Origin of the sequence: Aeromonas sp. MR7 (assembly GCF_963899385.1) — a bacterium.
In the GTDB taxonomy this organism is placed as follows: domain Bacteria; phylum Pseudomonadota; class Gammaproteobacteria; order Enterobacterales; family Aeromonadaceae; genus Aeromonas; species Aeromonas bestiarum.
In genome coordinates, this window is record NZ_CAWQXH010000049.1 from 1 (window position 1) to 20,352 (window position 20,352).

Annotated in this window: 17 protein-coding genes; 10 read left to right on the forward strand and 7 right to left on the reverse strand. The window is 58.6% G+C overall.

Annotated features, from left to right (window positions below):
* The first annotated feature begins 680 nt into the window (after window positions 1–680).
* The 6 genes from AACW87_RS17490 (at window position 681) to AACW87_RS17515 (ending at window position 6,628) form a co-directional block, all read left to right on the forward strand.
* Window positions 681–1,223 (forward strand): fimbrial protein, encoded by a 543-nt coding sequence (locus tag AACW87_RS17490; protein WP_241325662.1) that lies wholly within the window; start codon window positions 681–683, stop codon window positions 1,221–1,223.
* A 98-nt stretch (window positions 1,224–1,321) separates the two neighbouring features.
* A complete protein-coding gene (locus AACW87_RS17495) occupies window positions 1,322–1,711 on the forward strand; it encodes a hypothetical protein (RefSeq protein ID WP_241325796.1) in 390 nt (129 codons plus the stop codon).
* 67 nt (window positions 1,712–1,778) lie between these two features.
* Window positions 1,779–4,310, forward strand: a complete 2,532-nt coding sequence (locus tag AACW87_RS17500) for a fimbria/pilus outer membrane usher protein (protein ID WP_339385743.1) — start codon at window positions 1,779–1,781, stop codon at window positions 4,308–4,310.
* Between the two features lie 10 nt (window positions 4,311–4,320).
* Window positions 4,321–5,052 (forward strand): fimbrial biogenesis chaperone, encoded by a 732-nt coding sequence (locus AACW87_RS17505; protein ID WP_241325664.1) that lies wholly within the window; start codon window positions 4,321–4,323, stop codon window positions 5,050–5,052.
* A 2-nt stretch (window positions 5,053–5,054) separates the two neighbouring features.
* On the forward strand, window positions 5,055–6,080 hold the full coding sequence (locus tag AACW87_RS17510) for a fimbrial protein (protein WP_241325665.1): 1,026 nt from the start codon (window positions 5,055–5,057) through the stop codon (window positions 6,078–6,080).
* A gap of 8 nt (window positions 6,081–6,088) precedes the next feature.
* Window positions 6,089–6,628 carry a fimbrial protein gene (locus AACW87_RS17515; protein ID WP_241325666.1) on the forward strand — a complete coding sequence of 180 codons (540 nt, stop codon included), beginning with the start codon at window positions 6,089–6,091 and terminating at the stop codon, window positions 6,626–6,628.
* 2 nt (window positions 6,629–6,630) lie between these two features.
* Here the strand turns inward: AACW87_RS17515 and AACW87_RS17520 are convergent, their stop codons facing one another.
* The 7 genes from AACW87_RS17520 to AACW87_RS17550 all read right to left on the reverse strand — a co-directional run bounded on the left by AACW87_RS17520 (window position 6,631) and on the right by AACW87_RS17550 (window position 15,352).
* A complete protein-coding gene (locus tag AACW87_RS17520; protein ID WP_241325667.1) occupies window positions 6,631–7,854 on the reverse strand; it encodes a winged helix-turn-helix domain-containing protein in 1,224 nt (407 codons plus the stop codon).
* Window positions 7,855–8,155: 301 nt separating this feature from the next.
* Window positions 8,156–9,562 (reverse strand): AMP-binding protein, encoded by a 1,407-nt coding sequence (locus AACW87_RS17525; protein ID WP_241325668.1) that lies wholly within the window; start codon window positions 9,560–9,562, stop codon window positions 8,156–8,158.
* A gap of 10 nt (window positions 9,563–9,572) precedes the next feature.
* On the reverse strand, window positions 9,573–10,502 hold the full coding sequence (gene menC / locus AACW87_RS17530) for an o-succinylbenzoate synthase (RefSeq protein WP_241278863.1): 930 nt from the start codon (window positions 10,500–10,502) through the stop codon (window positions 9,573–9,575).
* On the reverse strand, window positions 10,502–11,362 hold the full coding sequence (gene menB, locus AACW87_RS17535; protein WP_043556922.1) for a 1,4-dihydroxy-2-naphthoyl-CoA synthase: 861 nt from the start codon (window positions 11,360–11,362) through the stop codon (window positions 10,502–10,504). Before menB ends, menC begins: the two co-directional genes overlap by 1 nt.
* A gap of 159 nt (window positions 11,363–11,521) precedes the next feature.
* A complete protein-coding gene (gene menH, locus AACW87_RS17540) occupies window positions 11,522–12,274 on the reverse strand; it encodes a 2-succinyl-6-hydroxy-2,4-cyclohexadiene-1-carboxylate synthase (protein ID WP_241325669.1) in 753 nt (250 codons plus the stop codon).
* Window positions 12,264–13,982, reverse strand: coding sequence for a 2-succinyl-5-enolpyruvyl-6-hydroxy-3-cyclohexene-1-carboxylic-acid synthase (menD, locus tag AACW87_RS17545; protein ID WP_241325797.1), 1,719 nt, complete (start codon window positions 13,980–13,982; stop codon window positions 12,264–12,266). The genes menH and menD overlap by 11 nt, the downstream gene beginning before the upstream one ends.
* A 50-nt stretch (window positions 13,983–14,032) precedes the next feature.
* Window positions 14,033–15,352, reverse strand: a complete 1,320-nt coding sequence (locus tag AACW87_RS17550; protein WP_241325670.1) for an isochorismate synthase — start codon at window positions 15,350–15,352, stop codon at window positions 14,033–14,035.
* Window positions 15,353–15,559: 207 nt separating this feature from the next.
* On the opposite strand from AACW87_RS17550, the gene AACW87_RS17555 reads away from it, so the two are divergent.
* From AACW87_RS17555 to AACW87_RS17570, 4 genes are all read left to right on the forward strand, one after another.
* On the forward strand, window positions 15,560–16,465 hold the full coding sequence (locus tag AACW87_RS17555; RefSeq protein WP_241325671.1) for a 1,4-dihydroxy-2-naphthoate polyprenyltransferase: 906 nt from the start codon (window positions 15,560–15,562) through the stop codon (window positions 16,463–16,465).
* Window positions 16,466–16,716: 251 nt separating this feature from the next.
* Window positions 16,717–18,852 carry a pyruvate/proton symporter CstA gene (cstA, locus tag AACW87_RS17560; RefSeq protein ID WP_241325672.1) on the forward strand — a complete coding sequence of 712 codons (2,136 nt, stop codon included), beginning with the start codon at window positions 16,717–16,719 and terminating at the stop codon, window positions 18,850–18,852.
* Between the two features lie 59 nt (window positions 18,853–18,911).
* The gene (locus AACW87_RS17565; RefSeq protein ID WP_025325546.1) at window positions 18,912–19,109 is read left to right on the forward strand and encodes a YbdD/YjiX family protein; all 198 of its coding nucleotides are present in this window, start codon (window positions 18,912–18,914) and stop codon (window positions 19,107–19,109) included.
* 228 nt (window positions 19,110–19,337) lie between these two features.
* On the forward strand, window positions 19,338–20,351 hold the full coding sequence (locus tag AACW87_RS17570) for a CobW family GTP-binding protein (RefSeq protein WP_241325673.1): 1,014 nt from the start codon (window positions 19,338–19,340) through the stop codon (window positions 20,349–20,351).
* Window position 20,352 lies beyond the last annotated feature (1 nt).

The window sequence follows — 20,352 nt, forward strand, 5'->3', positions numbered from 1 at the left end:
CCTGATTACCTGATTACCTGATTACCTGATTACCTGATTACCTGATTACCTGATTACCTGATTACCTGATTACCTGATTACCTGATTACCTGATTACCTGATTACCTGATTACCTGATTACCTGATTACCTGATTGATTACTCGGCAAAGATGAGGGAGGCAATTTGCTTGGTCAGTGGTGTTCGTTTTTAGTGGTTGATGTTGGTTTTTTGTTAATTTGGTTTGTGATGTGAGCGGGTTGTGAAACTCACTATTGTCAGTCGAGTGATATATATAGTGGTTAATTGTCTCTCATTGTTTTGAAATGTCATGATCGATTGTAAGTTTATGATTTTAAGGTGTTTATAAAGGAATTTATAAAAATCAAAATGTATTTGATGTGCATCAAACGTGTCGTTAATTTATCCACCAAGCAAAAGTTGAATTCGGTTTTTTGTGCAGATGACATGGATGTATGTAGTCGTGCAAATGGGAGGTGGCGGGAACTGCCTCTAATACTGCAAACACCTTTGCTTGTTTGATATGCACAGATAATTGCACCAGTAGCCATATCTCATTAATGAGGTGTCGGTCTGCTGACAGTTGCTGAGCAATAATATCGCGGCATCATCGAAAATCATGACTCCAGCTTGATCCAGATGATGCTGCATAACAACACACGTTAATGTAGGTATATACGAATGAACGCTAATAAAATCTTGGTTGCTATGGGTGTTGGTTCCATTCTGCTGTGCGGCTCCGCCGTTGCTGCCGGTGGCGCTGGTTCAGGCAAAGTCACCTTCAACGGTGAAATCATCAACGCTCCTTGCTCTGTAGCGCCTGAGTCTGTTGACCAGGTTGTTGAAATGGGCCAGATCAGCACCAAAGAGCTGGTTAAGGGTGGCGAGTCCAACTCCAAGCCGTTCAGCATCAAGCTGTTGAACTGCGAAATTACCCCTGATGAAGATGCTGTAAAAGTGACCTTCAGCGGTGCCAAAGATCCTGTCGATTCCAGCCTGCTGGTGATTGGTGGCGGCCAGGCCGCTGGTGCTGGTATCAAGATGACTGCTCCGGGTGGCGCAGCCATTGTCTTGGGCACTCCTACTGCTGCCTTTGGTCTGGTGAATGGTGACAACGAGCTGCCCTTCAGCGCCGTGCTGAAAGGCTATGCCGACCAGACTGCCAACCCGCTGACTGCCGGTGCTTTCACTGCAGTGACCAACTTTACTCTCTCCTACGAGTAATAGTCTGCCTTAACGTGTGACAAGGGTTGTGGTGGTGCAAATCCCCACAACCTCACACATATCTCTCCTCACATCGGACCTTGATCATGAAGCTTTCAATGATGGTGCCAGTGGTGTTGCAGGTTGTGATGATGGCAGGTCCTGCTGGCGCGAATGAACTGACGGACGGTCTGGCTGAATCGGGTTGCACCCTGGATGAATTGCACAGCATTCCCTTGCAACAGGAACGTCATGGCACGCTGAAATTCAGTGGCTGCCAGATAGGCGGACCCGTGAGGGTGTCATTGTCTCTTATCTCCATGTCGGTGCATGGGGCCATGATTGACGATCTGGGCATTATCAGCAATGGACAATATTACAAGGTATCTGGTGAGCGTTTTATTGTCTCGGATATTGTAAATGGTGATATGGAGCTCGATGTCAGTCTGAATGGCAACAAATTATTCTATCCAGATAATACGGCACTGTTCGAACTTAGTTATATGTAAGCAAGCCGATTGCTTAGTGTAGATACCTCATTATGTGAGACCGTTATGATATTCCTAGAGTGAAAACATGAGCGTTTCAACATCAAACTCTGTTAGAAAACATTATCTAAAAAAAGCTTTTATGCTATGCGTACCATGCCTGTTGGTAATGGGGAATAACGCATTGGCAGAAACGGAGTTTAATATTGATGCGCTTGATCTGGATGAGCGAACCAAGATAGATCTTTCCCAGTTTGCGGATGAAGGCTATATCCTGCCTGGCGATTATTACCTCGAGATCGAGGTCAACAAGAACAAGTTGCCACTCCAGAAAATCCCGTTTTATGAAGTGGAAGATAGCAAGGGAAAAGGTGGCGTCGCCTGTTTGCCGCTGGATCTTGTCCCCAGGATGGCGTTGACGGATGAGGCCATCGCCAAGATAGATACCTGGCATCAGGGCCAGTGCGCCAACCTGCTGGCCCTGGACGGGGTGCTTGTCTCGAATGATATAGGTAATGGACTACTCAGGATTGCAGTCCCGCAGGCGTGGATGAAATACAGCGATCCCAACTGGATTCCGCCCGAGCAGTGGGACGTGGGTGTTACCGGCCTGATGCTGGATTACAACATCAACGCCCAGGTCAATGAAGGGAGTGACTACACCAATAGCAATATCAGCAGCTATGGCACCCTGGGGGCCAACTATGGCGCTTGGCGCCTGCGCGGCGACTACCAGGCAAGCTCTTATTGGGGTGATGATGAGCGGTCGTCAGCCGAGCTGAATCGCATCTATGCATATCGCCCGCTATCGAACATGGCCGCCAAATTGACGGTGGGCGAGCAGCAGCTCAACTCCCAGTTGATCGACGGCTTTCGTTACACTGGCGTGAATCTGGCCAATGATGAGCGCATGCTGCCGCCGAGCCTGCAGGGTTATGCGCCCGAGGTGAGCGGCATTGCCAAGACCAACGCCAAGGTTACGATTTCCCAGTCCGGTCGCGTCATTTATGAGACCAACGTGCCTGCCGGTCCATTTCGCCTCCAGGGGTTGGACAGCTCGGTGCGCGGTCGGCTTGATGTGCGGGTCGAGGAGCAGGATGGCAGTGTCAGCTCGTTCCAGGTAGACACAGCGACCGTCCCCTATCTGACCCGTCCCGGCTATGTCAGGTATAACCTCTCGGTCGGGGCGCCCTCCGAGTTGGGAAATTCGGCTCATGATGTCCATGGTCCGGGTTTCGTGACGGGTGATTTCTCATGGGGGGTGGCGAACTCCTGGTCGCTTTATGGTGGGAGCCTGGTCGCTGGCGAATATAACTCCATGGGTCTGGGGATTGGTCGCGACCTGTATGCGTTTGGTGCCATCTCCGCCGACCTGACTCAGTCCATTGCGAAGCTGCCGGGCCTGTCCACCAAGATTGGCCAGTCATTTCGGTTGAACTATGCCAAGCAGTTTGATGAATACAACAGCTCCATCACCTTCGCGGGTTATCGCTTCTCCCAGCATAACTTCATGACCATGTCGCAGTTCCTGAATAACAAGGACCGGCTGGAAAAAAACGAGTCAACCTCCAGCGATGATTACAATACCTGGGGAGACAAGGAGCTATATACCATCACTGCCAACAAGACCTTCTGGGCCGATGATGCGGCCAAGGCATTGACCATTTATCTGGATTACACCCATAGAACTTATTGGGATCATGAGGCGGAAGATCGCTACGGTCTGTCAATAAACAAGAATGTGAATATTGGCACTTTCAAGGACGTCTCTCTCTATCTGTCTGCCTACAAGACCAAGACTGAGAAGTATGAGGATGACAAGAGCGTCATGCTGACCCTGAGCATGCCGATTGGAGACAGGAAGAGCGCGGGATACAGCGTGCAGTCTTCCAACGGCAAGGTAACCCACCTGGCGACCTATCAGGATTACAGCCGGCCGGATGATACCTATCAGCTGGGGGCCGGGGTACAGAGCAACGGCCATGCCGTCGCGCGCGGCTACTACAACCACAACAGCGATATAGGTGCCGTCAGCCTCAACGCCTACAGCGTACAGAGCGAGTACACCTCGCTGGGAGCCAGCATGCGGGGTGGCCTGACGGCGACCGAACATGGAGCGGCCCTGCACCAGGCAACCCGACGCGGTGGCACCCGCATGATGGTGGATACCGACAAGGTGCCTGACGTCTCTTTCAACAATGGCCGTGCCGTGACCAACCGGTTCGGGGTCGCCGTGATCAGCGACATGACCGACTATCGCAAGAGCGATACCCGGATCGACGTGGATCAGCTGGGCGATAACATAGATGCCATGAATGCGATCAAGCAGGGTACCCTGACCGAAGGCGCGATTGGATATAATGCCTTCGAAATTGCCCAAGGTTTCAAACTGTTGGCGAGTGTCAGATTGCCTGATGGCGCCAACCCTCCTTTTGGAGCAACCGTCGTCAAAGCGTCCGGGCGAGTCATTTCAGTGGTGGATGAGGATGGCCTCATCTACCTGACGGGAGTCAAGCCGGATGAATCCTTTGATCTGTCCTGGGGTGGTACTCGTCAGTGCAAGGTAGTGGCGCCGCACGAAGTAACCGATCTGTCGATGAAGACTCTCACTTGCAAGTAATGGGATACCGATGAAAAAGCTGCTCTCTTTTAGCTGTCTGGCCGTGCTGGGCATGACTTCAATCCATGCCAGTGCTGCCATAGTGCTGGATCGTACCCGTGCCGTTTATTCTGGTGGTGCCAAATCCATCAGTCTCAATATCAAGAACGAGAACCAGAAGCTGCCTTATCTGGCGCAGGCCTGGATTGAAGACACTCAGGGGCAGAAGATTTCTTCGCCTTTCGTGGTGCTGCCGCCGGTACAGCGTGTCGATGCAAATCAGAAGTCGATCGTCAGGATCGCCAGCGTGCCCGCCGTTGATGCGCTGCCCAAGGATCGCGAGTCCATCTACTATTTCAACCTGCGCGAGATCCCGCCCAAGAGCGAGAAGAGCAACGTGATGCAGATTGCGGTGCAGTCCAAGATCAAGCTCTTCTACCGCCCCGAGGCCATCATCCCGGAGCGTGGTGCCGTCTGGCAGGATCAGGTGACTATCACCAAGCAGGGCACGACCCTGAAGGTCAACAACCCGACCCCTTACTACATCACCTATGTCGGTATGGCTCACCCGAAGGGCAAGGAGAAAACGGCCATCAAGGGCTTCTCCGCCTTTATGGTGTCACCCAAGGCCGAGCTGGATGCCAAGATCCCCGAGACACTGGGCAATGAATTCATTATCAGCTATGTCAATGACTACGGCGGATATATGGATATCAAATACCAGTGTGCCGGCAATGCCTGTAAAGCTGTTAAGGGGACATAAACATGATATTTCGTACGGGCGTACTTGGTGTCATGTTGTTGTCCATGCCAGCTATGGCGATTAATGGCGAGGTTAGGGCTGATACAAAAACCTATGACATTGAACTCGCAAAGGAAGATATAGCCAACCAAGTTAATGCAACGAAAGAGTTCAAGTGGGATTTGAATAGTACTTATCCTGGTACGGCATTCTGTCCTGATAGGGATATTGTTGATCAGCCCATTTATTACAAGGCTGTCATGAGTACAGGATTACCCAGCGTTGGTGGTGGATTCGTCAAGTTGAATGAGTTTCTGGACCTCAAGGTTGATATTTGGATTGAAGGTAATCGTAAGGCATATGTTACGGCCCCCTTTAATGAGGAATCCAATCAGGGTAAGTTCACCTGTTATAGGCGAAATGGTTCTGCAGATTTTGGGTTTAGAAGTGGTAGCAAGGGAAAGGTGACCTTCCGTGTTCGCAAGCCAATCATCAATGGTGTTCAAATTGCTGACCATGAAATAGTAGAAATGTTTGGTCGATTGGGTAAAACAGATGTCGGTTTCAATAATGATGTCATGTCAAGAATAGTCATCAAGTCTTCTGTGCTCTATGTGCCAGAAAAATGCACAATTAATGGTGGGCAGTCAATAGAGGTTGAATTTGGTGATCTGCCAGGGGTTGGTTTGGATGGTAATAATTATGAGAAAACAGTGCCACTGAACTTTGTCTGTAGCGGCGGAGTGTTTGATAAAGATGCATCAATGAAAATAAATCTGGCTATTTCTGGCAAGCCAGTTTCTTTTGACTCAACTTATTTGAGAACCACTCGAGATGGCTATCAGGGTGGCAGTGAAATTAATAACCTAGGGATTAAATTCAAGCAACTTGATGGCTCGACACTGAATCTGAATGATTGGTATCCAGTTTCAATGCAGGGAAATATCGGCGACTGGGGTTTTATTGCTGCCCCGATAAGTCCTGCCGGTGCTGAAGTCGCTGCGGGTGATTTCTATGCAACCGGTACGATCGTTGCGTCATTTCAGTAGGAGGGGATATGTTGCGCTTAGTCTATTGCGGGTTGCTCATTATCCCTTTATGGGCCAGTGCTGCGGCTGACGATCTTGAACTCTTGGGTGGAGCGCTCAACCTGCATGGCCGGATCATAGATCAACCGTGCGTGATATCTCCCGAATCGGCCGATCAGTCGGTCGACATGGGGGTGGTTGACGTCAGGGAGCTCTACTCGGCCGGTACCGGGGCTCAGGTGCCATTCGTCATCCGCCTGACCAACTGCAAACCCGGCATTTTCCGCATGGCCAAGGTGACCTTCAGCGGTGCTGCGGACCAGCAGATGAGTGGTGCCTTGGCCTTTTCTGCCGGTTCAGCCAAGGGGGCCGGGATCCGGCTCTATGATGCCACTCAGACCCAGCTGGATTTGGGTACAGCTTCTCGCGGCTATGTCCTGGGTGGTTCAACGGAAAATGAACTGCTGTTTTCCGCTCAGGTTGAGGGCCACCCGGATGCGATCGCCGCCAAGAGTATCACACCCGGGGATTATACCGCCGTGGCCAACTTCATCGTCTCCTATGAATAACCTCAAAGGTCATTACGCTGGATGACCTTTAAATTCTCTCTGCTGGGCCAGGAGATAACACCGCCCATATAGCTGGAGAGATATATCCCGCCTGGCAGCTGAATAAACAGCGACTTCTGTTTGGGTGGGGTCAGGGCAGCCACCAGGGTGGCGACCATGCTATTGCTGATCAGTGCCTTCTGGTCGATAAAGTTGACTATGGTATTCTTCATTTCGATCGCAATATCATCCTGGTCCCGCTCTATATCACCAACGGAATCCAGATTGAACAGGGTTTTCCCCTGATGGTCTGTTGCTATCACTGTGGCCACGACAATTTCTCTGTTCATGGTCACTATAATCTTGCTTTTGTTGGTGATTTCGACCCAGTTATCCGGTGCCTGACAATTGCTGTGATATCTGACGGTGGCATTCGGATAGTTATAGTAATTATGGGAAACGTTCTTGCCCTGCAATGCTATGGTCGTCATGACGCATTGCAGTTCCTCCGCGATGGAATGGCCGGCTCTCAGCAGGAAGATATTTTCTGACAACTCTTTGTTTTTATTATCAATGGAAAAGTAGCTGATAGCTTCCTTTCCGATGAGAATGGAAACACGTTCGTCTTCATAATGCGGCACTCTTTTGACAAGCGGTGCCAGCGTATCAATCTTCAATTTCAATGCATTTTCTGTTTCGCTGGTCGTATACAGAGAAACATGACCGAGGTTAATCGTTCTAAGGGTATTTTCATTGCTGTAATGATAAATAAACGCGGCCAGCGAGGAGACCACCACAATCAGCAGTGCAAACAGCATGATGCGCTTTGGGTTGAAATAGCGATCGTATTTTCTGCGAGAGTATTGGCGTCTGGCCCGCGGTGAGGCTGCGGGTGTTTCTGCCCTTGCCTCCGTATTTTCAGCCTCCCCGGTGACCTCAATGGGTGCACAGAAGATATAACCTACCCTGGGGATGGTATCAATTGAGTTCAGCAAGCCAAATGATTCCAGTTTTCTCCTCAGGGAGAGGATCTGTCGATTAAGGTTGGTGTCGGTATTATCCTGATTTGGCCACAATGCTTCCTGCAGTATGTTTCTGGGAATGACACTGCCTGCCTCATCACACAGCATTTCGAGCAGCTCGGCCTCTTTGTTGCTGAGCTTGATGTCCTTTTCTCCCTTAGAGAGTCGGAATATTGCCGCGGAGAAAAATATCTCCTCTGCAATTTTATAAATTTTGTTACTCATGTGTGACTCGCCTTACTGCCAAGGAGTGCATTTTACCACCATGTCGCAGTTGTTCAAATAACGCCAAATTAACAATTTCCTTTACTATCAATCGATTATATTTCCATCGAGATACTGGGCGAGGGACATGGTACTACAGTCGATTAATTTGGTTCAAAAAATGCTCAAAAAGATGACCAATGATGTAATCGTTCTCACTCAGGATGATGACGGAGGAATAATGTTGGCCTTGAGCGGGGTTTCTCTTGAATAAGGTGCATACAGACGGCTCCTGCCATGTCGGAAACTGTCGTATGACGTCTTATTGCTTGAAGATAGATGGCTGATGCAGCTTTCGCTGTGGCTTGAGCGCCCCGCCCATGTCGGGCCAGGGTTGCCAGAGGTCGGGCACCATGAAGCCGGGCAGGGTGGCGCGGATCCAGGCGGCCAGCTCCGGATAGGGCACAGGCTCGCCGTGCCAGTCGATGAAGGCGGCGGGGCGTTGCCCCCACTCGTCGCTCGCCATGGGCACCACCAGTGCTTGCGCCACGGCGGGATGATCCACCAGCCGCTGCTCTATGGTTTCGGGCTGTATGTTCTCGCCCCCCGAGATGAACAGATTGTCGAGTCGCCCCTCCACCACCAGCTCGCCGTCGGCGGTGACATGCCCCTTGTCGCGGGTGTGAAACCAGCCAGCCTCGTCGATCGGCCGCTCCAGTACGCCCGCCTTGAAATAACCGGCAAACAGGGTGTCACCGCGCACGCAGATCTCATCTTGCTGGATGCAGACTTCCCACCCCGGCAGCGGTTTGCCAACCACGCCAGCGGCGGACGGCTGGCCGGTGCAGACCTGGCTGCCCATCTCGGAGAGGCCGTAACTCACCTTGGGGGTGAGCCCCATGGCCTTGAGGCGGCTCACCAGCGGCTCGGGGATGGCTGCGCCGCCGAGCAGCAGCTCGCGCAAGCGGGTGCGGGCTGGGTCGAAACCCTCCGCCAGCAGCCGCCAGAGCTGGGTCGGCACCAGCGAGAGGTGGGTGATGGGCTGGCGTTCGAGACGCGCCTTGAGGGGCTGACTGCGATCGTCGAGCACTAGGCTGGCGCCTGCCAGAAAGACCCTAAACAGGATGGCGTAGCCGCCGACGTGAAACAGCGGCAGGGAGAGCAACCAGCCGCACTCTTCATCGAGCGGGATCAAAGACGCCGAGCCCCGCGCCGAGGCCAGGTGGTTGGCGAGGCGATGCACCACGGCTTTCGGTGTGCCGCTGGAGCCGGAGGTGAGGATCATGTTGTTGAGCTGGGCAGGCGCGAGCGGCCAGGGCTGATCGGCCGCCGCCAGTTCAGTGTCGAAATCCAGCCGCAGTGGGCACCCACCTCCCGCCTGAATTTCGTCGGCCGACCAGCAGGCGGTCACGTCCAGCTGCTGGGCCAGTTCGGCCTGTCTGGCCGCAGGAAAGGCGGGATTGAGCGGGCAGAAGACGATGCCGCTGCGCACGCAGGCCCAGGCCAGCAGGACGTCCGGCAGGGCGCCGCGTACCACGGCAGTCAGCCGGTCGCCGGCTTTCAGGCCAGCCAGCGCCAGCTGCCGACACAGGCTGTTGAGCCGTGCATCCAGCTGCTGATAGCTGAGGGGCTTGTCTGTGTGGATGGCGATGCGCTGGGGAGAGATATGTGCCCAGTGACGCACCGGGCAGGGTTCCAGGGGAGAGTGATGATCAGATGTCGGCAGCATGAAGGCCCCTTCAGTCACGGTGAAACAGGGGCTCCAGCAGGCCAGGATCGGGTTTGCCTTGCTTGTCCAGCAGATCGCTTGCCAGCCAGCGTTTGGTATCCAGGCCCGGCGCCTGATCCGGCGCCCACTCACCCGCAAGACGGGCGAGCTGGCCGAGGCCGACTCCGGACTCGAAGCAGGAGGAGACGATCACTTTCAGGCGCAGCTCGCGGGCGCGGGCCACCAGCGCCTCGCTGTTGGCCAGCGAGCCGAGCAGCATGGGTTTGAGCACCAGGGCTCTCAGCTGTGGGATGGGCTCCCAGGGTTTGCCCTGTGCCAATAGCTCGTCGATGGCCACCGGCATGCCGGTGCGGTTTGCCACGAAGGCGATGTCGTCAAAGTTGGCGCAAGGGTCTTCCAGATATTCGATCCGGTTCGAGTCCAGGTGACCGCAGAAGGCCCAGGCCTCCTCGCGGGTCCAGCCCTGGTTGGCGTCCAGCACCAGCTTGAGGGTGGGGATGCGATCGCACAGCAGGCGGATCAGCGCCAGCTCGTCGCGCATGGGATAACGGGCCACCTTCAGCTTGGCCTTGGTGGGCGTCTGATGCAGCCAGTCCTTCCAGTGTTTGAGCAGCTCCTGGGGGGAGCCTTGAATGAGGGGATAGGGCTCGGGCAGGGTGGCCGTCTGTTCGGGCCAGACCCGCCGCGCACAGTCCAGACCAAATTGCACCGAGGGCAACAGGGGCGCTATGGGCTGCCCCTGAGCCAGCTGCTCCAGACAGCCGAGCGCTTCGGCTTGCGCCTCGGCCAGGGTCTCTCTGGAGAAACCGGGCAGGGGGGCTATCTCCCCCCAGCCCTTGTCGATGCGAACCAGCAGGCCCTCTCGCGCCACCTCCACCTTGCCGTGAAAGGTCAGGGGCTGGGTAAAAGGCAGTTGGTAGCGATAGAGAGCGAGTTTCATCAGGGATTCCGCTTGTATTTGGAGAAGTCGGGACGACGTTTCTCGTTGAACGCATTGCGCCCTTCCTGACCCTCTTCGGTCATGTAGAACAGCATGGTGGCATTCCCCGCCAGCTCCTGCAAGCCGGCCTGGCCGTCGCAGTCGGCGTTGAGGGCCGCTTTCAGGCAACGCAGCGCCATCGGGCTGTTTTGCAGCATCTCGCGGCACCAGCGTACGGTTTCGCGCTCCAGCTCGGCCAGCGGTACGACGGTATTGACCAGTCCCATGTCGAGGGCTTGCTGGGCGTCGTACATGCGGCAGAGGAACCAGATCTCGCGGGCCTTCTTCTGGCCGACGATGCGCGCCATGTAGGAGGCGCCCCAGCCGCCGTCGAAGGAGCCGACTTTCGGACCTGTCTGGCCGAACTGGGCGTTGTCCGCCGCTATGGTCAGATCGCACATCATGTGCAGCACGTGGCCGCCACCGACCGCGTAACCGGCCACCATGGCTACCACGGGTTTCGGACAGGTGCGGATATCGCGCTGGAAGTCGAGCACGTTGAGGTGATGGGTGCCTTCGTCATCCTGGTATCCGCCGTAGTCGCCCCGGATCTTCTGGTCGCCACCGGCGCAGAAGGCCTTCTCGCCGAAGCCGGTGAGTATGATGGTGCCGATATGATCGTCGTAGCGGGCATCGGCCAGCGCTTGCAGCATCTCTTTGACGGTGCGGGGACGGAAGGCGTTGCGCACCTGGGGACGATTGATGGTGATCTTGGCAATGCCATCGCCGGACTTGTGATAGAGGATGTCCTCGTAACCGGTGGAGCAATCGCGCCACTCTATCGGTGCATACAGTTCTGCTTCCGTCATTGCCTCAATCATCTATTTTTTCCTTCTGTTGTAGTGCACAGTGAGCAATCGCGTCATCCGAAACAGGTGCGTACAGCTCCGCTTCCGTCATTGCTTCAATCATGTGCACTCTCTTTTTCTTGTTGGTGATAAGCCCGCAACGCCGGCTCAGGTAAATGGTGTCATGCCGTTTTATGGCGTGTTCACAACCCACTCCCGCAGGAGCTGGGCAAACGTCTCGGGTTGGCTGGCGTGCAGATTGTGGCCGCCATCCAGGGTCAAGTGATTGATATTGCAGCCCTGCTTCACCAACTGGCAAGCCAGCTGATGGAATTTGTGATCCCGGCTGCCGGAGAGCCAGGTCACCGGCAAGCGAGTATCCCCAAGCCAGGGGGCGAGATCCGGCTGCTGGCCCAGCGAGGTGGCGCGCAGCATGCTAGCGACGGCTGTGCCCTCGTTGCCAAGGCGGCGAGCTGCCTGGCGGGCGCGGGCCGCCTCGTCGAGATCGGCGAACACCCCCTGCCGATACCAGTCGGCCAGCACTTCTGTCAGCGGTTCGCGCTCGAAGCGCCGGGCCCAGCGCTCGTCGTGTTCGATGCGAGCGGCCCGTTCGGCCAGCGGCAGGCCGGGATGGCAGTTTTCCAGCAGCAGGGCCTGCAAGCCGGCGGGGGATCGGCTGGCGTGATAGAGGGCGAGCCGCCCGCCCAGCGAATAGCCGACCAGTCGGTACTGCTCGATGCCGAGTGCCTTGAGCGCATCGCAGAGCCACTGATGAGCCTGCTCGAAACCGGTCACGCTCAGCCCCCGATTGTTGCCGTGGCCCGGCAGATCCAGCCCATGGCAATCCATTCCAGGCAAGGCTTCGATCACCGGCTGCCAGTCGTTGGCATCGCCGAGCAGACCGTGCAGCAGCACCAGGGTTGGCTGGTCAGTGCTAGATGCCACGGATAAGGGTTCCCAAGGCTTTCAGATCTTCGGCCACCTCGCTGCTCGGTACCTTGATTTCAATCAGGGTTACTTTCTTTTCCAACGCCGGGTTTGTCAGGGCTGCGCCGTAGGCCTGCTCGAATTCAGCCAGCGTGGTCGGTGCCCGATAGTGAAGGCCGAACATGGCGGCGGCCTGCTCGAAGTGCAGACCGTGGGGCAGGCAGTAGTAGGTCTCCAGCAGCCGATCGCCGGTGGGTACCGGCAACATGCGAAAGATGCTGCCGCCGTCGTTGTTGAGCAGGATCACCACCAGCGGCCGGCTCGACTTGCCGAGCAGGGCCAGGCTGTTGAGATCGTGCAGGGCGCTGAGATCGCCGATCAGCAGGGTCGTCGGCTGCTCGCTCGACTGGGCGAAGCCATAGGCGCTGGCGATCAGGCCGTCGATGCCGGAGGCGCCGCGGTTGGTCATTACCCGGCTCGGTCCCTTGCCTGCTTCGCCGAGCATGTCCATCAGCCGGGCCGGCATGCTGTTGCCGACGAACAGCTGGCCTTGGATCAGGGTGCCCAGCCGATGGCAGACGCCGAGCTCGGAGAAGCGATCACAGGCGCTGCGGATCTGGCGGGTGGCGCTCTGCTGGCGCTCTGCCAGCCGGTGCCAGGGCAGGTGGCGAGTGCTCACCTTGTGGGTCGCGGCGAAGGCGGCGGGCTCGCACACCAGACGGCGGCGCAGCCGGTAATCAGGGTCGAGCCGCGCCGGCTGCGGGTCCACCAGCCAGTAATCCTGCCAGGGGTGCTGCTTGATGAACTGGCCGAGCCGCTTGGAGATGAGGCGGGCACCGAATTGCAGCAGCACTTCGGCGCGAGCCAGCTCGGCCACGAAGCAGCTGTTTTGCAGGGCGAGATCCATGTGGATGAGGTTGCGGGCATCGAAGCGGATCTGGCTCTGCAGATCCGCCAGCAGCGGCCAGCCGAGGCGCTCGGCCAGCTCGGCCACCAGCTGCGCCTGGGCGGGATCCTGAATGCGGCCCGCGACTATGACGCCACGTTTGCCCTGCAAGGCCGCCCAATCGGGCTGGCGAGGGCAGATCTGCTCGTTCTGCTGCCAGGGGCTCCAGGGCTCGCTGGAATGCAGCCAGTCACCGAGGGGGGCCAGGTAGTCGCTGAAGTCTTGATATGCGTCGCCGGGGTAGAGCGGTTCCGGGTACATGCAGTTGAAGTGCACAGGCCCCGGCGTCAGCGCCTGCTGGGCCAGCGCCTGATCCACCGAACTCAGCACGAAGGCCGCCGGTATGGTCGGGGTGGGGCTCGGCAGGTTCTGCTGATAGACGGGGTAGCGACCGAAGATCCCCTGCTGATCGATCGCCTGGTTGGCGCCGTTGTCGATAAGCTCGGGCGGTCGATCGGCCGAGAGAATAATCAGCGGCACGCCTGTGAGTTGCGCCTCGGCCACGGCGGGCCAGAGGTTGGCCACCGCCGTGCCCGAGGTCATGATCACCGCCACCGGTCGGCCGCTGCCCTTGGCCAGCCCCAGCGCCATGAACCCCAAGCCCCGCTCGTCAAAATGCAGGTGGCGGCGAAAGCCTAGGTGGGCGGCGGCGGCCATGGTGAGCGGCGCCGAACGTGAGCCGGAGGCCAGCGCTATGTCCCGCACGCCGAGGCGATGGAGCTCTTCCAGCAAGAGGGAAGACCAGACGTGATTGAAGGTGGCATGTTGACTGGCAAACACGGGGCTCGCAAACATGGGGCTCTCGCTGAATGAGGGTCGATGGGAAAACGCTATCCCAGCAGGGAGAGCACGTTGGCGATCTTGTTGTCGAGTTCGGCCCACTCGGCGGCGGGCTCGGATCCCGCCACTATGCCGGCCCCGGCGAACAGCGTGATGGTCTGCGCCGTGACGCGGGCGCTGCGGATGGCGACCGAGAATTCCGAAGTCTCCCGGCTCAGCATGCCGCAGGCCCCCGCATACCAGCCGCGCTGGTAGGGTTCACATTCGCGGATAAAGGCCAGTGCGGCTTCGCGCGGGGCGCCGCCCACCGCTGGGGTGGGGTGCAGGGCGTCCAGCAGTTGCCAGTCACAGACCCCGGGGCTGAGTTCGGCCTCTATGTCGCACTTGAGGTGTTGCAGCAGCCGCAGTTTCAGAATGCGCGGCTCGGTCAGGCTGGCGCCCGTGGTGAGCGGTGCCAGCCGGCTGAGGATGTCGGCGTGCACCAGCCGGTTCTCCAGCCGGTTCTTGCTGTCGGCCAGCAACTCGGCGGCCAGGGCCGCATCGGTCGCCTCGTCGCCGGAGCGGCGTATGGTGCCCGCCAGCGCCTCGGTGAAGAGGTGGCTCCCTTCTCGGCGGTAGAGCCGCTCGGGGGAGCAGGAGATGAAACTCTGCTCGGGGGAGAACTGAAAGCCGAAGTGGAAGCAGTCCTGGGCGTGCTGCGCCCACTGCGCCAGCAGGGACCAGGGGCAGAGGTCATCGTCGTGCCGCTGGCGGGAGAGCAGGCTCTCCCGCGACAGCACCACCTTGGGGGTGTGCGCCTGAAAATCGGGCGCCGTCACCCGCTCGACCAGCGTCTGCCACTGGGCTGGGCCCGGGCAATCCTGGCGCTGCCAGACGTGGGGTTGCAACGCAGGCAGGGGCGCTTCCGGTTGCAGGGCCGCGAGGGCCGCCTCGGCCGCCTGCAGCTCGGCATCCAGATTGCCGTCGGTCAGCCAGAGATTGAGGCAGAGGCTGACACACTCGCCCCGGCGCACCAGCTCGATGCGGGGCAGCACGAAGCGGCAGGGGCCAAAACCCTGCCAGCCGGGCTGAGCGGGATCGAACGCCAGCCCGCCGTAGTAGCGCGGGCTGTCGTCGTGGGGCTGGCCCGTGTGCGCGCAGACTTGCTGTATGTCCTGCGGCCGGGTCAGCTCGCGAATGCAGCCCAGCGTCACGTATTCGGGCTTGTCGTGCCCTCTGGCATGCCAATAGATACGGGGATAGAGGGTCTGCGCCGCGAGCCAGCCCAAAAAGGAGTCGACCTCGATCGCCACGCGCAGCCGCACGAAGCCGCTGGCGTTGCCGTGACGCAGGGCGTCCAGTTGTTGCTTGATATGGGTCTGAGCCAACATGGATTTCGTCTATGAGCCGATAGTGACGGTCAATCCTGCAGAAGGATGCCGTTGGTTTATGCCAAAGGAGCGATTATTCCTATATATTATCTGCCCATTCGTCCATGTAAATCGCCCGGGGAGCTGACTCCCGAGGGGCCAAGTATACCGAAATCCGGTTCGATAACCCTTAACACGATCAATATCTGATTGTTTGGCCATCACAATATGACAAATACCTTCTCTATCTGGTTGCTGGCGGCGCGTTTGCGAACACTGCCGCTCGCGTGCTCCTCCATCTTGCTGGGATCCGGGCTGGCGGCCAGCCGTGGCGCCTTCGATGGCACTATCATGGTGCTCTCCCTGCTGACCGCCATACTGCTGCAGATCCTCTCCAACCTGGCCAACGATTACGGGGATGCTGTCTCCGGTGCCGACAATGGCGAACGGATCGGTCCCCAGCGCGCCGTGGTCTCGGGTCTCATCACCCAAAAGCAGATGTGCATGGCCATGGCGTTGACCGCCCTGGCCGCCGTGGTGAGCGGCCTCGCCCTGCTGGGCTGCGCCTTCGGCGATCAGTGGCTGCAGATCCTCACCTTCGTGGTGCTGGGCGGCGCGGCCATAGTCGCGGCCATCACCTACACGGTGGGCAAGACCCCTTACGGCTATCGCGGTTTCGGCGATATCTCTGTGTTCCTGTTCTTCGGTCTGCTGGGGGTGCTTGGCTCTTACTACCTGTTCACCAAGACGCTGCAGTGGGATCTGCTGCTGCCGGCCACCGCCTGCGGCCTGCTGGCCACCGCCGTGCTCAACATCAACAATGTGCGGGACATAGAGACGGACGCGGTCAGCGGCAAGATCACCCTGGCGGTGCGGCTCGGTCGCAACCGCGCCATCGCCTATCACTGGCTGTTGCTGGGGGCGGCGCTGGTCAGCACCATCGCCTTCCTGCTGACTCAGCCCGCCAGCTTCTGGCCCTGGATCTTCCTGCCCGCCATGAAGCCGCTCACGGACGCCGCCAAGACATTGCGCACGAGTTTCGACGGCGAGGTGCTGACCGGCGCCCTCAAGAAGACCGCCATCAGCGCCTTCCTGTTCAGCCTGCTGCTCTCCATCGGGCTGGCACTCTCCTGATGGGATGATGATGCATGAAAGGCTCCGAACAGGGGCCTTTTTTGTGGGCATCCCCGCCGGTTTTTCCAATCATTTCAGTCTCATCAAGACCACTACTTCCAAAACTGCCGTGATCCGGTCGGCAATATTGAGAAATTCTCCGGCCAGCGAGTTGAGTTGTGACGGGCCCCGATTGTAGCGCCAGAGCGATTGCTATAGAGATGTAACCGTATCTGGTTGCACATGTAAAAATCGATGGCGGGAGCAGACTGATGGACAAGTTAGGGAAACACCTGGGATGGGGGCTGATGGCGCTGGTGGGCGCCAGTTCGCTCGGCTATATCGCCCTCAACCGGGGCGAACAGATAAACGCACTCTGGATCGTGGTCGCGGCTGTGTGCGTCTATCTGATTGCCTATCGCTATTACGGCCTGTTTATTGCCAAGCGCGTGCTGGCGGTCGACAGCACGCGCATGACACCGGCGGTGCGTCACAACGACGGTCTGGACTATGTGCCGACCGACAAGAAGGTCTTGTTTGGCCACCATTTCGCCGCCATCGCCGGCGCCGGCCCCCTGGTCGGTCCCGTGCTGGCGGCCCAGATGGGCTATCTGCCCGGCATGCTCTGGCTGCTGGCCGGGGTGGTGCTGGCGGGGGCGGTACAGGACTTCATGGTGCTGTTCGTCTCCACCCGCCGGGATGGTCGCTCCCTCGGTGAGCTGGTCAGGGCTGAGATGGGGCCCACGGCGGGGGTCATCGCCCTGGTCGCCACCTTCATGATCATGGTGATCATACTGGCGGTGCTGGCGATGATAGTGGTCAAGGCGCTCGCCCACAGCCCATGGGGTACCTACACTGTGGCCTTCACCATACCGCTCGCCATCTTCATGGGGATCTACATCCGCTACCTGAGGCCGGGCCGCATCGGCGAGGTGTCTGTGATCGGTTTGGTGTGTCTCATCTTTGCCATCATCTCCGGTGGCTGGGTGGCCGAGAGCGAGACCTGGGCACCCTATTTCGACTTCGACGGCGTGCAGCTGACCTGGATGCTGGTGGGCTATGGCTTCGTCGCCTCCGTGCTGCCGGTCTGGCTGCTGCTGGCACCCCGTGATTACCTATCCACCTTCCTCAAGATCGGCACCATAGTGGGCCTCGCCATCGGCATACTGGTGACCCAGCCGACCCTGCAGATGCCGGCGCTGACCCAGTTCATCGACGGCACAGGCCCGGTCTGGGCCGGGGATCTCTTCCCCTTCCTGTTCATCACCATCGCCTGTGGTGCCGTTTCAGGCTTCCACGCGCTCATCTCGTCCGGCACCACCCCCAAGATGCTGGCCAACGAGAATCAGGCCTGCTTCATCGGTTACGGCGGCATGCTGATGGAGTCCTTCGTCGCCATCATGGCGCTGGTGGCCGCCTGCGTCATAGATCCGGGTGTCTACTTCGCCATGAACAGCCCCATGGCTGTGCTGGCGCCGGCGGGCACAACAGACGTGGTGGTCTCCGCCGCTGCCGTGGTGAGCAACTGGGGCTTCCAGATCACCCCCGAGACCCTGACCCGCATCGCCAGCGAGGTGGGTGAGCAGAGCATCATCTCCCGTGCCGGCGGTGCCCCGACCCTGGCGGTCGGCATGGCCTACATACTGCACGGTGCCCTCGGTGGCCTGATGAACGTCGCCTTCTGGTATCACTTCGCCATCCTGTTCGAGGCCCTGTTCATCCTCACTGCCGTGGATGCGGGGACCCGGGCGGCGCGCTTCATGCTGCAAGATCTGCTGGGGGTCATCTCCCCCTCCCTCAAGCGCACCGACTCCCTGCCGGCCAACCTGCTCGCCACCGCCCTGTGCGTGCTGGCCTGGGGTTACTTCCTGCATCAGGGGGTGGTGGATCCCCTCGGTGGTATCAACACCCTGTGGCCGCTGTTTGGCATAGCCAACCAGATGCTGGCGGGCATGGCGCTGATGCTCTGCGCCGTGGTGCTGTTCAAGATGAAGCGTCAGGCCTATGCCTGGGTGGCCCTGCTGCCCACCAGCTGGCTGCTGATCTGCACCCTGTCTGCGGGTTGGGAGAAGACCTTCAGCGACAATCCCAAGCTCGGCTTCCTGGCCATAGCCAACAAGTTCCAGGCCATGATCGACAGCGGCACCATCCCGGCCCAGTACACCGAATCCCAGCTGGCCCAGCTGGTGTTCAACAACCGGCTGGATGCGGGGCTGACCATCTTCTTCATGCTGGTGGTGGTGGTGCTGGCCGGCTTCTCCCTGAAGACGGCCCTCAAGGCGCTGAAAAATCCGCAGCCGACCGCCAACGAGATGCCGTATCAGGCTATGCCGAAACAACCGGGTGCAACCCGGCCCAGGTCTGACGATGATGCTGACGACGGCGAGCTGGCCCCCAGTCTCAAGTAAGTCAGCAGGCCGGCACCCGCGGGTGCCGGCGCCTCATCGACGGCCTTTAAGGAGTGCTCATGTTCGATACCCTGGCCAAGGCGGGCAAGTATCTGGGACAGACCGCCAGACTCATGGTGGGTGTGCCCGATTATGACAACTACGTGCAGCACATGCGGCTGACTCATCCCGAGCAGACCCCCATGAGCCACGACGAGTTCTTTCGCGAACGCCAGGATGCCCGCTATGGCGGCAAGAATGGCGGACGCTGCTGTTAGGTTTCACGTCACAGGACTTCCACCATGACGCATGCTGTCGCGGTCATCCTTGATTGAACGGTTTTCTCGGCTCTGGCCGGATATAGCGGACACTGCGACTAGCCCCCTCACCATAGGACTCCCATCATGACGCATGCTGTCGCGGTCATCCTTGATTGAACGGTTTTCTCGGCTCTGGCCGGATATAGCGGACACTGCGACTAGCCCCCTCACCACAGGACTCCCAACATGACACAGGCTGTAGCGGTCACCTTGCTGACCGGTTTTCTCGGCGCCGGCAAGACCACGCTGCTCAACCATTTCCTGCGCCACCACGCCGATGTCTCCGTGGCCATCCTCGAAAACGAGTTCGGCGCCGCCAACATAGACGGCTCTCTGCTTGAGGGCGGCTCTGGGGTAAGCGTGGTGGAGCTCAGCAACGGCTGCGTCTGTTGCAGCGTGCGCGGTGAGTTCAGGGCCGCGCTGGCCGACCTGCTGGCCCGGCGGGCCGCGGGGGAGTTGAGGTTCGAGCGGCTGATCGTCGAGACCACAGGGCTCGCCGATCCTGCCCCCATCATCCAGACCTTCTTTGTCGAAGAAGAGTTGCGCGATGCCTTGCGCCTGGATGCCGTCATCACCCTGGTCGATGGTGAACACATAGGCCGCCAGCTGGACGAGCATCCGGTGGCGGCGGCCCAGATAGGTTTTGCCGATCGCATCCTGCTCACCAAGACAGACAGGGTGGACGGGGCGACGCGGGAGGCGGCCATAGCGCGAGTCCACGGCATCAACCCCAAGGCGCAGCTCATCGACATAGTGCAGGGTGAGTGCCCGGCCGAGTGCTGGCTGGATCTGGATGCCTTCAGCCTGAGCGACGAGCTGGCGCTGAGTTCAGGCCTTCGCATTGTGCGGGCAGGGCAGCAGGGCTTCGAGGCGTTTCGCCCGCTTTCGGCCCGGCCGCGCTCCTGGCAGGATGCCATCTCGGCCCAGCTGTTCGAGGGGGGCGAGCTGGATTTGAAGCAAATAGGCGCCTTCATGGAGCAGTGCATCGAGTTGCATGGCAATGACATGCTGCGCTACAAGGGGGTGCTGGCCATCGCGGGCGAATCGCGCCGTCTGATAGTGCAGGGGGTACACAGGGTGGCGGGGTTCGATTACGGCTCTCCCTGGGAGGAGACGCCTCCTCAATCTCGGCTGGTGATCATCGGCCGCTACCTGCCCGTCGAGGCACTGCGGGAGGGGTTTGCCCGGACGCAAGCATGAG

Excerpts from the sequence above, each read along its gene's own strand:
- AACW87_RS17490 (WP_241325662.1), top strand. The coding sequence starts at position 681 with ATGAACGCTAATAAAATCTTGGTTGCTATGGGTGTTGGTTCCATTCTG.
- AACW87_RS17495 (WP_241325796.1), top strand. The coding sequence starts at position 1,322 with ATGATGGTGCCAGTGGTGTTGCAGGTTGTGATGATGGCAGGTCCTGCT.
- AACW87_RS17500 (WP_339385743.1), top strand. The coding sequence starts at position 1,779 with ATGAGCGTTTCAACATCAAACTCTGTTAGAAAACATTATCTAAAAAAA.
- AACW87_RS17505 (WP_241325664.1), top strand. The coding sequence starts at position 4,321 with ATGAAAAAGCTGCTCTCTTTTAGCTGTCTGGCCGTGCTGGGCATGACT.
- AACW87_RS17510 (WP_241325665.1), top strand. The coding sequence starts at position 5,055 with ATGATATTTCGTACGGGCGTACTTGGTGTCATGTTGTTGTCCATGCCA.
- AACW87_RS17515 (WP_241325666.1), top strand. The coding sequence starts at position 6,089 with ATGTTGCGCTTAGTCTATTGCGGGTTGCTCATTATCCCTTTATGGGCC.
- AACW87_RS17520 (WP_241325667.1), bottom strand. The coding sequence starts at position 7,854 with ATGAGTAACAAAATTTATAAAATTGCAGAGGAGATATTTTTCTCCGCG.
- AACW87_RS17525 (WP_241325668.1), bottom strand. The coding sequence starts at position 9,562 with ATGCTGCCGACATCTGATCATCACTCTCCCCTGGAACCCTGCCCGGTG.
- menC (WP_241278863.1), bottom strand. The coding sequence starts at position 10,502 with ATGAAACTCGCTCTCTATCGCTACCAACTGCCTTTTACCCAGCCCCTG.
- menB (WP_043556922.1), bottom strand. The coding sequence starts at position 11,362 with ATGATTGAGGCAATGACGGAAGCAGAACTGTATGCACCGATAGAGTGG.
- AACW87_RS17550 (WP_241325670.1), bottom strand. The coding sequence starts at position 15,352 with ATGTTGGCTCAGACCCATATCAAGCAACAACTGGACGCCCTGCGTCAC.
- AACW87_RS17555 (WP_241325671.1), top strand. The coding sequence starts at position 15,560 with ATGACAAATACCTTCTCTATCTGGTTGCTGGCGGCGCGTTTGCGAACA.
- cstA (WP_241325672.1), top strand. The coding sequence starts at position 16,717 with ATGGACAAGTTAGGGAAACACCTGGGATGGGGGCTGATGGCGCTGGTG.
- AACW87_RS17565 (WP_025325546.1), top strand. The coding sequence starts at position 18,912 with ATGTTCGATACCCTGGCCAAGGCGGGCAAGTATCTGGGACAGACCGCC.
- AACW87_RS17570 (WP_241325673.1), top strand. The coding sequence starts at position 19,338 with ATGACACAGGCTGTAGCGGTCACCTTGCTGACCGGTTTTCTCGGCGCC.